Below are 12057 nucleotides of genomic sequence, written 5' to 3'. Positions count from 1 at the left end.
GGGGCCATGATCGCTCGTTGTGGACGGGGGAGGTCGATTTCCGACCGTCCCGGTCCGCGGTCGGTGATCATGGGCAGGGTTGGCGGAGCACGGGGACCCGATCGTGTTCACGATCGCAACGGGTTCGTCGCGGTCGGGCCCGGCCCGGGCGGTTCGCTGCGATCATCCCGGCATGACCGCTCCTCGGTGGGACGACCCGGGTCCCGTCGTGCCCCGCTCCAGCCAGTCCCTCAGCTACTCGCCGGTGCTCCGGGTCGACCCGGAGCGGGTGGAGGGGTTGGTGAGGAGGCTGGAGGGGGTGATCCGGAAAGTCGCTGAGGTTGAGAGATCGCTAGATGTGCTCTTCGTAGCTGCCCCAGCGAATGACCCCATCAGTAGGAACGCATCCAACCAGTCATCGGCCATGATCGATAATGCTCGAAGTTACCTGGCGAAGTGGCGCCAAGCTTTGATTGCTGCCGGTGCAGCGCTTGCCTCGCAGTCACATGGATATGTTGCGACGGAGGATGCATTTGCGAGCCTCACCTAGAGTAATCAATGGGCTGACCTCGCCTTTTCTGGCGCTGCTCGCGGTGCTCTTGGCTGGATGTTCTGGCGAAGTCACACCATCGCCGCACGTCGACGGCAACCCAGTGGAGTGGGCCACTTCCGTCCCGCCCATTTCTAGGCCTCTTGATACGCAAGGGGTGGATTCGTGTGAGGTTGTAGGCTCAGATGCTGCTGGTCGGATGGGGGTTGCTAGGGCTCCAGTTGGCCGCGACTCGAACGAGTTCGCGACTAGGTGTGCGTGGATCAGTCTCGATAGGTCCTTCGAACTCAACTTGGTAATTAATCAGGCCGTCGGCCTCGAGCGCTCGGCCGAAATGGAAACGCATGTTCCTGAGGAGGTAGACGGATACCCGGCAGTTCGGGTAGACGTTGAGGGTGGCCCGACCTGTCGCTACTGGGTAGGAATCGCTAGTAGTCAGACCTTCAGTGCGGGAGCAAGCAGTCTCCTTAATACGGCGCCGCCGTTGTGTGAGAAGGCGGAGGCGCTTGCGTCCGAGGTCATCGACGCGCTTCGTAATCGGTCCTGAGGGGGAGTCGTGGCGGAACGGACCTACAGCGGGACGGCGGTGGCGTTCGAGGGGATGACCCTGCCGGAGATCCGGGATCCTGTGGCGAGCGGGCCGGGGCCGGGGTCGATGCGGGCGGCGGAGCAGGCGCTGGCGGAGGTGTCGCGGAAGCTCGCGGACGTCAACGCCGAGCTCGAGGCGCTCGAGCGGGAGTACGCGGACGCGCACGAGGGGGAGGCTGCCGAGGTCACGCGGATGTACCTGCGGAAGCTGGGGGAGCCGGGGCGGGTCGGCACGGCGATGTTCCAGCTGGCGGCGCGGGCGCTCGGCGACCAGGCCGAGTACTACACGGTCGCGCACCGGGAGCTCGCCGCTCTGCAACCCACCGACTCGCCTATCGGCAACTCCGCCACCTCGCAGCTCGCGCTGGAGCGGCAGCAGTCGGCCGCCCACGTCGCGACCCGCTACCAGGAGAACTCGAACGCGAACCTGTCGTCCGCCTTCCAGGCCTTCACCCCGCTGACGCTCCCGACCCCCGACACCTCCGCCGTCGCCCCCGCCGCGGCACCCGGCTGGCCGGGCGGCGGCGCTGCCCTGCCGGGCACACCCAGCGGCACCGCGACCGTCGCGCCCGGAGCCGGCGCGACGCCCGCCATACCGCCCGGGGCGCCCGTTCCGATCCCGACTGGTCCGCAGAACGCCCTCGCCGCGGGCATCGCCCCGGCCGCCACCCCGGCGAGCGGTGCACCGGCCGCCACACGCTCCGTCCGCAGCGGAGGAGTGAGTGCCGCGGGTGCGCCCGCGGCCACGGCGTCCGCCGACCTCGCGCCCACCCCCGTCGCGGGCCTCAACCGCCCGCCGACCGGCTCCGCTGCGCTGCCGCTCCCATCCGGTGACCGGCCACTGCCGCGCCGGGCACCGATCGAGCTCCGGTCGGGCGTCCTGAGTCCCTCCGTACCGAGGACGACCGGCGCACGCCCCCTTGACCGGACCGGCCTGGCGGTGCCATCGAACCGGCTGGGTGAGAGCGTCCGCTCCGTCACCCCACGAACCGCCGAGCCCCTCCCGCGGCCCGCGCCCACCGAGCCCCTTCCTCGGTCCGCACCTGCCGAGCCCCTCCCGCGATCCGCCGCGGGCGAGCGGCTCCGGGCCGCCGAGCCCCTCACCGAACCGGCACGCACGGGTGCGGCCGCGCGGACCCCGTCGTCGCACCTCCCGTACCTGCCCGCGGGGGTGGGCGGCCGCCGTGCGGAGCCCCACCCGCGCCCCGACTGGCTGGTCGAGGACGATCCGGAGGGGGTGTGGCTGGCGGACGTCCCGGCGTACGGCCCGGCCGTCCTCCGCGGCGAGGACCGGTGCGCGGGTCCCTGAACGACCGGGTCGCCGGGCCCGGCCGAGGGCGACGGAGCCGAGGTGTGAGTCTCACCGGGCGGGCTGTGCTCCGGTCGGACGCGTTACGTACGCTTGTCACGTGCTGGTCATCCGGAAGGATCTCCTCGACGAGATCGTCGCCCATGCCCGCCGGGACCACCCGGACGAGGCGTGCGGTGTCGTCGCGGGTCCCGAGGGCTCCGACCGGCCGGAGCGGTTCATCCCGATGCTGAACGCGGCGCGTTCGCCCACGTTCTACGAGTTCGACTCGGGTGACCTGCTCCGGCTGTACCGCGAGATGGACTCGCGCGACGAGGTGCCCGTGGTGATCTACCACTCGCACACCGCGACCGAGGCCTACCCGTCGCGCACCGACATCTCGTACGCCTCCGAGCCCGAGGCGCACTACGTCCTGGTCTCCACGCGCGACTCGGCGGAGACGAACCACACGGGCCACGAGTTCCGGTCTTTCCGGATCGTCGACGGTGTGGTGACCGAGGAAGAAGTCGAGGTCGTGGAGACTTATATGTTCGCGCACACCGGCGCGGACGACGTCCCCGACCTCGGCTGACCCGTCCTCGCCACCCCTACCGAACGAACCCGAGCAGGAGCTTCGAAGAACCATGGCCGTCACCGTCTCCATCCCGACCATCCTCCGCACCCACACCGGGGGCGAGAAGGCCGTCGAGGCCAAGGGGGGCACCGTCGCCGAGGTGATCGACGACCTCGAGTCGCGGCACGCCGGCCTGAAGGACCGCCTCATCTCGGACGGGAAGCTGCACCGCTTCGTCAACATCTACGTCGACGACGAGGACGTCCGTTTCGCCGGCGGGCTCGAGGCCCCCGTCAAGGAGACCTCCACCGTCACGATCCTGCCGGCCGTCGCCGGCGGCATGCGCTGAGCTGACGGCACCGGGCGGCGGGACCCGAACCCCGCCGCCCCCTGCCCGCTCTTGGAGGAGCGATGGCGCGCTACGACTCCCTGCTGCAGGCCGTGGGGGACACGCCCCTGGTCGGCCTGCCGTCGCTGTCGCCCGCGGAGAACGTCCGGCTGTGGGCGAAACTCGAGGACCGCAACCCGACCGGCTCGATCAAGGACCGCCCCGCGCTGGCCATGATCGAGCGGGCCGAGGCGGACGGCACCCTCACGCCCGGCTGCACCATCCTCGAGCCGACCTCGGGGAACACCGGCATCTCGCTGGCGATGGCCGCGAAGCTCAAGGGCTACCGGCTCGTCTGCGTGATGCCGGAGAACACCTCGGAGGAGCGGCGGCAGCTGCTCACCATGTACGGCGCCGAGATCATCTCCTCGCCGGCCGCGGGCGGCTCGAACCAGGCCGTGGCGATGGCGAAGGAGCTGGCCGCGGAGCACCCGGACTGGGTGATGCTCTACCAGTACGGGAACCCGGCCAACGCCGACGCGCACTACCGGACCACCGGCCCGGAGATCCTGCGCGACCTGCCCACGATCACGCACTTCGTGGCGGGCCTGGGCACCACCGGCACCCTGGTGGGCACCGGCCGTTATCTGCGTGAGCAGAAGCCGGACGTGCAGATCATCGCCGCCGAGCCGCGCTACGGCGAGCTCGTCTACGGCCTGCGCAACCTCGACGAGGGCTTCGTCCCCGAGCTGTACGACCCTTCGGTCCTCACGGGCCGGTACTCGGTCGGCAGCTACGACGCCCTGCGCCGCACCCGCGAGCTGGTCGAGAAGGAGGGCATCTTCGCCGGCATCTCGACCGGCGGGATCCTGCACGCCGCGCTCGCCGTCGCCGAGAAGGCCGCCGGGTCCGGCGAGAGCGCCGACATCGTGATCGTGGTCTGCGACGGCGGCTGGAAGTACCTCTCCACCGGCGCCTACTCCGGCGCGCTCGACGACGCCGCGGAGGGCATCGAGGGCCACCTCTGGGCCTGACCACGCGTCATGGCGCCCTGACGCCCTGGTGAGAGCCCTGAGCGGGGATCCCTGCTCGGCTCTCCGGGGGTCGGGGTCTCGGGGATCATGGTGCGGAAGGGGACCGGCACTTCCCGCCCGATTCCGGCCCACGACCGGGTGACCGTGTTTCCGCGTACGCTCGATCACATGGCCCTGCCGCAGGTCCCGAGCTCCCGCCCCGCCCCGTCGTCGCGCGGTATGGCGCGCATCGTCCCGCCGCACCCGCTGCGCGCGGCCGCGGTCATGCTCCTGTTCACCGCGGTGCTCTACGCGGTGGAGTTCTACGACCAGATGTCGGGCGCGTACCTCGACAACGAGGGGATCATCTCGCGCAACGCCGACGGGGCCTGGGGCATCCTCTGGGCGCCGCTGCTGCACGGCGGGTGGCCGCACCTGTGGGCCAACACGCTGCCCTTCCTCGTCTTCGGCTGGCTCGCGATGGCCGGCGGGATCCGGCAGTGGTTCGGTGTCACGGCGCTGATCTGGCTCGGCAGCGGCGCGGCGGTGTGGCTGGTCGGGCCGAGCATGGCGTCGACCATCGGCATGTCCGGCGTCATCTTCGGCTGGCTGCTGTTCCTGCTGGCCAGGGGCTTCTTCGCGCGCTCGGGGCGGCAGATCGCACTGGCCGTCGTCCTGCTCTTCCTCGAGGGTGGGATGCTGTTCGGCGTGCTCCCCGGCACCCCCGGGATCTCGTGGCAGGCGCACCTGTTCGGGGCGCTGTTCGGGATCCTGGCCGCGTGGCTCGTCGCGCGGGCCGACCGGACACAGGCGCCGCTGTAGACGACCGGCTCCGCCCCTCACCTCCGCCCCCGAGCACCGCAGGACACCCGTGAGCGATCGTGACGCCCCCATCGGCATCTTCGACTCCGGCGTCGGCGGGCTGACCGTCGCCCGCGCCGTCATCGACCAGCTCCCCGCGGAGCGCATCGTCTACGTGGGCGACACCGCCCACGGCCCGTACGGCCCGCTGCGGATCGCCGACATCCGCCGGCACGCGCTCGCGATCGGCGACGACCTGGTCGACCGGGGCGTGAAGCTGCTGGTCATCGCCTGCAACACGGCCTCCGCGGCCTGCCTGGCGGACGCACGGGAGCGCTACCCCGTGCCCGTCGTCGAGGTCGTCCTCCCGGCCGTCCGGCGCGCCGTCGCGGCCACGCGCAACGGTCGGATCGGCGTCATCGGCACGAAGGCGACCATCGCCTCGGGCGCGTACGTCGACGCCTTCGCCGCGGCCCGGGACGTCGAGGTCACGGCGGTCGCGTGCCCCCGGTTCGTCGACTTCGTCGAGCGGGGGATGACGAGCGGGCGGCAGGTCCTCGGGCTCGCGCAGAGCTACCTGGAGCCGCTGCAGCGGGCGCGGGTGGACACCGTGGTGCTCGGCTGCACGCACTACCCGCTGCTCACCGGGGTGCTGCAGATCGTGCTGGGACCCGAGGTCACCCTGGTGTCGAGCGCGGACGAGACGGCCAAGGACGTCGTCCGGACCCTGATGGCGGCGGACCTCGCGCGGGACCCGGAGGCCGACCCGCCGCCCGGCCCGCACGAGTTCCTCGCCACCGGCGACCCGGAGCCCTTCCGGCGCCTCGGCCGGCGCTTCCTGGGGCCGGAGATCGGCCGGGTGCAGCAGGTGCCGGGCGAGGCCGTGGAGGCGCTCCGGTAGCGTCGGAGCGTGATCGGCGTCCTGGAGGTCGTGGCCTACGTGGCCGCGGCGGCCGTCGCGCTGTACGGCGTGTTCACCACGGTCCGCAACCGCCCGCCGGACCGCACGCACCGCATCGCGGTCGGGGTGTTCGAGGCGGTCCTGCTCGTCCAGGCGGTGATCGCGGCGATCCGCGTGTTCGGCGGCGTCCAGCTGCCCGAGCAGTCGACCTTCCTCATCTACCTGCTGGTCAGCGTGTGCGTCATGCCCATCGCGCTGCAGTTCGCCACGGCCGAGCCCACCCGCTGGGGCGGCACGGTGATCGCCGTCGGGGCGATCGGGACCGGGGTGGCCGTCTGGCGGCTGCACGACCTGTGGCTCGCGGGCAATGCCTGAGCCCAGCGGGGAACAGCGCCGGGAGCCGCGCGCGACGTCGAGCGGGCCCGGCCGGGTCCTCATCGCCGTCTACGCCATCTTCGCCCTGTCCGCGACGGCCCGGGCGGGCGTGCAGATCGCGGCGAAGTTCGCCGAGGCCCCGGTGGCCTACCTGCTCTCGGGCCTCGCCGGCGTCGTCTACATCCTGGCCACGATCGGGCTGGCCGGGCGCGGGCCCGGGTACCGGCGGCTCGCGTGGGGCGCCGTCGTCTTCGAGCTGGTCGGCGTGCTGGTCGTCGGCACGCTGACGGTCTTCGACACCGGTGACTTCCCGGACGACACGGTCTGGTCCGTGTACGGGCGCGGCTACGGGTTCATCCCGCTGGTGCTGCCCTTCGTCGGGTTGTGGTGGCTGCGACGCACGTCGCCCAAGGGTTAGCCTCCTCACATGAAGGTCGTCGTGCTCGGCTGTTCCGGCAGCGGACCGGGGCCGGGCTCGCCGGCGTCGGGCTATCTCGTCGAGGCGGGGGAGACCCGGCTGGCCCTCGACCTCGGCAACGGCACCTTCGGCGCCCTGCAGCGCGCCCTCGACCCCTGGGCGCTCGACGCCGTGGCGTTCAGCCACCTTCATCCCGACCACTGCGCCGACTTCTCGGCGTTGGCCGTGTGGCGGCGCTACCACCCGAGCCCGCCCTACGACCCCACCCGCACCCGGCTGCCGGTGTTCGCGCCGGTGGAGGCACCGGAGCGGCTCGGGGCGGCCTACGCGCCCTCCGCTTCCGAGCGCGCTGCGACCGATCTCACGGACGTCTTCGCCTTCCAGGTCCTGGCCGACGGCTGCGAGGCCACCGTCGGCGGCGCCGTGCTGCGGGCGGCGGCGGTCGACCATCCGTGCGAGGCCTACGCGCTGCGCGTCGAGCACGCGGGCCGCAGCCTGGTGTACAGCGGCGACACCGGGCCCTGCCAGGGGCTCGTCGACCTGGCCCGGGGCGCGGACGTCCTGCTCTGCGAGGCGTCCTGGCCGCACACCGACGACATGCCTCCGGGCGTCCACCTGTCCGGCCGGCAGGCGGGCGAGCACGCCGCCGCCGCGGGCGTCGGACGGCTGCTGATCACCCACGTCCCGATCTGGACCGACCCGGACGCGATGCTCGCGGAGGCCAAGGCGGAGTTCGACGGGCCCGTGGAGCTGGTCCGCCCGGACGGCGAGTACGAGGTGTGAGCCCCCATTCCCGGCACGACGCGGGTTCCTAGGATGTCGGGGTGACGCGAGCAGACGGCAGGAGCGACGACGAGCTGCGCCCCGTGCGCATCACCCGCGGTTTCCAGAAGCACCCGGCGGGCTCGGTGCTCGTCGAGTTCGGGGACACCAAGGTGCTGTGCGCGGCGAGCGTGACCGAGGGTGTGCCGCGCTGGCGCAAGGGCTCCGGGCTGGGCTGGCTCACCGCGGAGTACGCGATGCTGCCGTCGGCGACCAACACCCGCTCGGACCGCGAGTCGGTGAAGGGCCGGATCGGCGGCCGGACGCACGAGATCAGCCGGCTGATCGGGCGGTCCCTGCGCGCCTGCATCGACCTCAAGGCGCTCGGCGAGAACACGATCGCGCTGGACTGCGACGTCCTGCAGGCCGACGGCGGCACCCGCACCGCGGCCATCACCGGTGCCTACGTGGCGCTGGTCGACGCCGTGACCTGGCTGGGCGAGCGGAACAAGCTGGCCGACCCGAAACCGATCTCGTGCCAGGTGGCGGCGGTGAGCGTCGGCGTCGTCGACGGCCGGGTGCGCCTGGACCTGCCCTACGAGGAGGACTCGCGGGCGGAGGTGGACACCAACGTCGTCGCGACGGACACCGGGACGTTGATCGAGGTCCAGGGCACCGGCGAGGGGGCCACCTTCACCCGCAGCACGCTCGACGCGATGCTCGACACCGCCCTCGCGGGCATCGCCCAGCTCACCCGCCTCCAGACCGAGGCGCTCGAGTCGTGAAGGTCCTGCTCGCCACCCGCAACGCCGGGAAGCTCGTCGAGCTGCGCCGGCTGGCCGAGGGTTCGGGCGTCGAGGTGCTCGGGCTCGCAGACGTCCCCGAGTTCCCGGAGGCACCGGAGACCGGCGCGACCTTCGCCGAGAACGCCCTGGCCAAGGCCCGCGACGCCGCCGTCGCGACCGGGCTGCCCTCCGTCGCGGACGACTCCGGGCTCGCCGTCGACGCGCTCAACGGCATGCCCGGCGTCCTCTCCGCCCGCTGGGCGGGGCGGCACGGCGACGACCTCGCCAACCTGAACCTGCTGCTCGGGCAGATGGGCGACGTCCCCGACGAGCGTCGCGGCGCCGCCTTCGTGTGCGCGGCGGCGCTGGTGGTGCCGAGCGGGGCGGAGGAGGTCGTCCACGGGGAGTGGCGCGGGCGGATCGTGCGGGCGCCGCGCGGGTCCAACGGCTTCGGCTACGACCCGATCTTCGTGCCGGAGGGGGAGGAGCGCACCTCCGCCGAGCTCAGCCCGGAGGAGAAGGACGCGGCCAGCCACCGGGGGCGGGCCTTCCGCGCCCTCCTCCCGCACCTCGAGGCGCTGTCCTGAACCGGACGAACGGCACTCTCGCTCAGTAGGTGTGAGCGAGAGCGCCGTTCGTGCGGGTCAGTCGGTCGGGGCGTCCTCGGCCAGGACCTTCTTCGCGCGGGCGAAGGCGCTGTTCGCGGCGGGGACGCCGCAGTAGATCGCGCTCTGCAGCAGCACCTCGACGATCTCCTCGCGGGTCAGCCCGTTGCGGCGGGCGGCCCGCAGGTGCAGCTCCAGCTCGTCGAGGTGACCGTGCGCGACGAGCGCGGTCAGCGTGATCGCGCTGCGCATCCGCCGGTCGAGGCCCGGCCGGGTCCAGATCCCGCCCCAGGCGTACCGGGTGATCATCTCCTGGAACTCGGCGGTGACGTCGTCGGCCTTCTCCAGGGAGGCGTCGACGTGCGTGGCGCCCAGCACCTCGCGGCGGACGGCGAGGCCCGCGGGGTCGAGGTCCAGCTCGCGCTTCTCGGTACTCACGGCCGCACGGTAGCCCGGGCGCGTCATGCGGGCCGGGGTCGGTTCCGGTGATCGGAAGGCGGCCGGTGATCGTCGCGTGTGATCCCGGAGCCGTCAGAAGCGTCGCTCATCGGCCGGAGGCCGCGATCACGGGTCGGGGTGGTCTGGCGGTGATCATCGCTGCGGACCGGTGGGCGCCGGATGTGGCGCTGTCGGTCCCGTGTCGATCGTGCTTGCGCGGCGGGGCTGCGGTGGTCGTCATGTCGGACCAGTCGGCGCCACGTGTGGGCGGGTGTGACGCGGGCGGGGCGGCTGCGGTCGGTACCGTCGGGGGAGTGAGATGGTGGCGCCCCCTGCTCGCCGCCGTCGGTGTGCTGGCCTTGGTGGCGGCGGTGCTGGTCGTGGTGCGCACCTACGGCGTGCCCGGGCTCGCCGACCTGCGCCGGATGACCGCGGAGGCCGGGCCGTGGGCGCCGCTGCTCTTCCTGGGCCTGCAGGCGGGGTTGTGCGTGGCGCCCGTGCCGCGGACGGTGTTCACGCTGGCGGCCGGGGTGCTCTTCGGGTCCGTCGTCGGGCTGCTCGTCACGCTCGCGGCCACGACCCTCGCGGGAGTGCTCGCCTACGCGCTCGTGCGGGCGACGGGCGGTGCGCTCGTGGAGCGGTACGTCCGCGGGTCGGCGGTGAGCTGGGTGCGTCGGCGTCTGGACCATCACGGCACCCTTGCGGTGACCTCGATGCGGCTCGTGCCGCTGGTGCCCTTCGCCGCGCTCAACTACGTGTGCGGGCTGTCGAGGGTGCGCTTCGTGCCGTACCTGCTCGGGACCGTGATCGGGATCATCCCCGGGACGGTCGCGATCGTGGTGCTGGGCGACGCGGTGAGCGGACGCCCTTCACCGGCGCTCGTCGCGGTGTCGGTGGTGTGCGGGTTGATCGGTTTTGCGGGGATCGTGGTGGCGGCCCGGAAACCCATCCCCGAGGAGGTCTCGGCCGACGAGGTGGGCGAGACCGGGCAGCGGACCCGCTGAGCGCCTGTGCCCTTTGGGCTTCACGACGTCGTCGCTGGTCAGGAGTGCCGGCGGCGGGATTCGAACCCGCACTGGCATGGTTCTAAGCCATGGGCCTCTGCCGTTGGGCTACGCCGGCTCTGCTTTTGTCCTTCGGCCTGCACCACGTCTCCGTGATGGCATGACAGTCGGGGCACAGGATACGGAGGTTCTCGATGCGGTTGTCCGTGTGGTCGCCGTTGACGTGATCGAGCGCGAGCGGGAGCGGTCGGCCACGCCATTCGCGCAGGCCGCACTCCTCGCAGTGGTTCGGCTTGAGGCCTTCTGCGACGAGCCGCCGTCGGAGGTTGCCGCTCGTCGTGTAGGTCGACTTCTTCACGAGGATCTCCTGCAGAGGACGCGTCGAGCGACCTGGGAACGTGAATCCCGCTGCCCAGCCCTGACCGGTGAAGTGCGAGGTGTCCAGTCCGAGCCGCCGGATGTGTCCGGACACTGCACGGAACATCCCGCCGTTGGGCGTGTAGCCGAGGCGCCGGAGCACCCCGTGCACCGTCACCTCCGCTCGGACCGCGTCGACCAACTGCTCGTCCGTATAGCGGCGATTGCTCCGCGGCGAGCCCGCGGTCGCCCGCGGAAGGTGCGAGGCGTCGAGCCCCAGCCGCGCGATGTGCCCCCGGATCACGTCGTACTTCCCGGGCCGTAGCCCGAGCTTCCGGCACACCTCGCTCAGCGTGCGACTCGACGCCACCGCCTCGACCAGCTGCTCGTCCGTCCACCTGCGGGCTCTCGGCATGATCCGACCGTGGCGAACATGTGTTCGAACCCGGGGGAGTTGTCCACAGGGGTCAGATCTTGAGGTCCCGGCGGAGCTTGGCCACGTGGCCCGTGGCGCGGACGTTGTACTGGGCGACCTCGATCCTCCCCTCCTCGTCGACGAGGAAGGTGGAGCGGATCACGCCCGTGACCGTCTTGCCGTACATCGTCTTCTCGCCGAACGCGCCCCACTCCTGCAGGACCTTCCTGTCCGGGTCGGACAACAGCGGGAAGGTCAGGCCCTCCTTGTCCCGGAACTTCGCCAGCTTGGCCGGCTTGTCCGGGGAGATGCCCAGGACCTCGACGCCCGCGCCGTTGAGCTCGGCGAGGTTGTCCCGGAAGTCACACGCCTCCTTGGTGCAGCCGGGCGTGGACGCGGCCGGGTAGAAGTACACGATGACCTTGCGGCCGCGCAGGTCGGTTAGGGAGACCGGCTTGTCGTCGGCGTCCGGCAGCGTGAAGTCCGGGGCGGCGTCGCCCGGCGCGAGGCGTGTCGTCATGCCCCGATCCTGTCAGTTCCCCCCGACACCGGGACGCCCGCCGGGCTCCCGTCGGACCGCTCGTCTACGGTGTGGCCGAGTCAGAGTCCGATGACGAGCACCGAGGAGTGTGTCGTGGCCCGCGACCCCGAGAGCATCCAGAGCGAGATCGAGAAGACGCGGGACGCGCTCGCCGACAGCCTGGACGCGCTGGCCGACCGCGCGAACCCGAAGCGGTTCGTGGACACGGGCAAGCAGCAGATCGCGGTCAAGCTCGAGGACCCGAAGATCCGGTACGCGCTGATCGGCGTGGGCGCGATCCTCGCCCTCGCCGTGCTGAAGAAGCTGTTCTCCTGACCGGTCACCGGGGCCCCGAG

General features: G+C 71.9%; 18 protein-coding genes and 1 tRNA gene. 15 read left to right on the top strand and 4 right to left on the bottom strand.

What is annotated here, in order from left to right; all coding sequences use genetic code 11:
• Positions 1-172: 172 nt before the first annotated feature.
• The 13 genes from ABD990_RS34335 to rdgB all read left to right on the top strand — a co-directional run bounded on the left by ABD990_RS34335 (position 173) and on the right by rdgB (position 8949).
• A complete protein-coding gene (locus ABD990_RS34335; protein ID WP_425569562.1) occupies positions 173-529 on the top strand; it encodes a PE domain-containing protein in 357 nt (118 codons plus the stop codon).
• On the top strand, positions 486-1076 hold the full coding sequence (locus ABD990_RS34330) for a DUF3558 family protein (RefSeq protein ID WP_425569561.1): 591 nt from the start codon (positions 486-488) through the stop codon (positions 1074-1076). The genes ABD990_RS34335 and ABD990_RS34330 overlap by 44 nt, the downstream gene beginning before the upstream one ends.
• A 9-nt stretch (positions 1077-1085) precedes the next feature.
• Positions 1086-2426 carry a hypothetical protein gene (locus ABD990_RS09440; protein ID WP_345379819.1) on the top strand — a complete coding sequence of 447 codons (1341 nt, stop codon included), beginning with the start codon at positions 1086-1088 and terminating at the stop codon, positions 2424-2426.
• Between the two features lie 100 nt (positions 2427-2526).
• Entirely contained in the window at positions 2527-2997 is a 471-nt protein-coding gene (locus ABD990_RS09435; protein ID WP_037050057.1) for a M67 family metallopeptidase, read from the top strand.
• Positions 2998-3049: 52 nt separating this feature from the next.
• Positions 3050-3328 carry a MoaD/ThiS family protein gene (locus ABD990_RS09430; protein WP_037050058.1) on the top strand — a complete coding sequence of 93 codons (279 nt, stop codon included), beginning with the start codon at positions 3050-3052 and terminating at the stop codon, positions 3326-3328.
• A 62-nt stretch (positions 3329-3390) separates the two neighbouring features.
• On the top strand, positions 3391-4341 hold the full coding sequence (locus ABD990_RS09425) for a PLP-dependent cysteine synthase family protein (RefSeq protein WP_345379818.1): 951 nt from the start codon (positions 3391-3393) through the stop codon (positions 4339-4341).
• A 168-nt stretch (positions 4342-4509) separates the two neighbouring features.
• Positions 4510-5142, top strand: a complete 633-nt coding sequence (locus ABD990_RS09420; protein ID WP_345379817.1) for a rhomboid family intramembrane serine protease — start codon at positions 4510-4512, stop codon at positions 5140-5142.
• A 49-nt stretch (positions 5143-5191) separates the two neighbouring features.
• Positions 5192-6022, top strand: coding sequence for a glutamate racemase (murI, locus tag ABD990_RS09415; protein ID WP_345379816.1), 831 nt, complete (start codon positions 5192-5194; stop codon positions 6020-6022).
• A 9-nt stretch (positions 6023-6031) separates the two neighbouring features.
• Positions 6032-6397 (top strand): hypothetical protein, encoded by a 366-nt coding sequence (locus ABD990_RS09410; RefSeq protein ID WP_345379814.1) that lies wholly within the window; start codon positions 6032-6034, stop codon positions 6395-6397.
• On the top strand, positions 6390-6815 hold the full coding sequence (locus ABD990_RS09405) for a hypothetical protein (RefSeq protein ID WP_345379813.1): 426 nt from the start codon (positions 6390-6392) through the stop codon (positions 6813-6815). Before ABD990_RS09410 ends, ABD990_RS09405 begins: the two co-directional genes overlap by 8 nt.
• Positions 6816-6824: 9 nt before the next feature.
• Positions 6825-7598 (top strand): MBL fold metallo-hydrolase, encoded by a 774-nt coding sequence (locus tag ABD990_RS09400; RefSeq protein WP_345379811.1) that lies wholly within the window; start codon positions 6825-6827, stop codon positions 7596-7598.
• Positions 7599-7639: 41 nt separating this feature from the next.
• Positions 7640-8362, top strand: coding sequence for a ribonuclease PH (gene rph / locus ABD990_RS09395; protein WP_345379809.1), 723 nt, complete (start codon positions 7640-7642; stop codon positions 8360-8362).
• On the top strand, positions 8359-8949 hold the full coding sequence (gene rdgB, locus ABD990_RS09390; protein ID WP_345379808.1) for an RdgB/HAM1 family non-canonical purine NTP pyrophosphatase: 591 nt from the start codon (positions 8359-8361) through the stop codon (positions 8947-8949). Before rph ends, rdgB begins: the two co-directional genes overlap by 4 nt.
• Positions 8950-9006: 57 nt before the next feature.
• Here rdgB and pcaC read toward each other — a convergent pair whose 3' ends face one another.
• Positions 9007-9405 carry a 4-carboxymuconolactone decarboxylase gene (pcaC, locus tag ABD990_RS09385; RefSeq protein WP_345379807.1) on the bottom strand — a complete coding sequence of 133 codons (399 nt, stop codon included), beginning with the start codon at positions 9403-9405 and terminating at the stop codon, positions 9007-9009.
• Positions 9406-9719: 314 nt separating this feature from the next.
• Here pcaC and ABD990_RS09380 point away from each other — a divergent pair, with 314 nt between their 5' ends.
• Positions 9720-10409 (top strand): TVP38/TMEM64 family protein, encoded by a 690-nt coding sequence (locus ABD990_RS09380; protein WP_345379806.1) that lies wholly within the window; start codon positions 9720-9722, stop codon positions 10407-10409.
• A gap of 45 nt (positions 10410-10454) precedes the next feature.
• On the opposite strand, the gene ABD990_RS09375 is transcribed toward ABD990_RS09380, so the two are convergent.
• The 3 genes from ABD990_RS09375 to bcp form a co-directional block, all read right to left on the bottom strand.
• Positions 10455-10527 (bottom strand) — tRNA-Leu (locus ABD990_RS09375).
• Positions 10492-11181, bottom strand: a complete 690-nt coding sequence (locus ABD990_RS09370; protein WP_345379805.1) for a hypothetical protein — start codon at positions 11179-11181, stop codon at positions 10492-10494. Before ABD990_RS09370 ends, ABD990_RS09375 begins: the two co-directional genes overlap by 36 nt.
• A gap of 52 nt (positions 11182-11233) precedes the next feature.
• Entirely contained in the window at positions 11234-11701 is a 468-nt protein-coding gene (gene bcp, locus ABD990_RS09365; RefSeq protein ID WP_345379804.1) for a thioredoxin-dependent thiol peroxidase, read from the bottom strand.
• 114 nt (positions 11702-11815) lie between these two features.
• Here bcp and ABD990_RS09360 point away from each other — a divergent pair, with 114 nt between their 5' ends.
• Entirely contained in the window at positions 11816-12037 is a 222-nt protein-coding gene (locus ABD990_RS09360; RefSeq protein WP_345379803.1) for a DUF3618 domain-containing protein, read from the top strand.
• Positions 12038-12057 lie beyond the last annotated feature (20 nt).

It is taken from the genome of Pseudonocardia yuanmonensis, assembly GCF_039542425.1.
Taxonomy (GTDB): domain Bacteria; phylum Actinomycetota; class Actinomycetes; order Mycobacteriales; family Pseudonocardiaceae; genus Pseudonocardia; species Pseudonocardia yuanmonensis.
The sequence above is the reverse complement of the archived record's forward strand: the minus strand, read 5'-3'. Positions and strand labels throughout refer to the sequence as shown.

What these genes read in the sequence shown, in the direction of transcription:
- ABD990_RS34335 (WP_425569562.1), top strand. Translation starts at nt 173, where the DNA reads ATGACCGCTCCTCGGTGGGACGACCCGGGTCCCGTCGTGCCCCGCTCC.
- ABD990_RS34330 (WP_425569561.1), top strand. Translation starts at nt 486, where the DNA reads ATGGATATGTTGCGACGGAGGATGCATTTGCGAGCCTCACCTAGAGTA.
- ABD990_RS09430 (WP_037050058.1), top strand. Translation starts at nt 3,050, where the DNA reads ATGGCCGTCACCGTCTCCATCCCGACCATCCTCCGCACCCACACCGGG.
- ABD990_RS09425 (WP_345379818.1), top strand. Translation starts at nt 3,391, where the DNA reads ATGGCGCGCTACGACTCCCTGCTGCAGGCCGTGGGGGACACGCCCCTG.
- ABD990_RS09420 (WP_345379817.1), top strand. Translation starts at nt 4,510, where the DNA reads ATGGCCCTGCCGCAGGTCCCGAGCTCCCGCCCCGCCCCGTCGTCGCGC.
- ABD990_RS09405 (WP_345379813.1), top strand. Translation starts at nt 6,390, where the DNA reads ATGCCTGAGCCCAGCGGGGAACAGCGCCGGGAGCCGCGCGCGACGTCG.
- ABD990_RS09400 (WP_345379811.1), top strand. Translation starts at nt 6,825, where the DNA reads ATGAAGGTCGTCGTGCTCGGCTGTTCCGGCAGCGGACCGGGGCCGGGC.
- ABD990_RS09370 (WP_345379805.1), bottom strand. Translation starts at nt 11,181, where the DNA reads ATGCCGAGAGCCCGCAGGTGGACGGACGAGCAGCTGGTCGAGGCGGTG.
- bcp (WP_345379804.1), bottom strand. Translation starts at nt 11,701, where the DNA reads ATGACGACACGCCTCGCGCCGGGCGACGCCGCCCCGGACTTCACGCTG.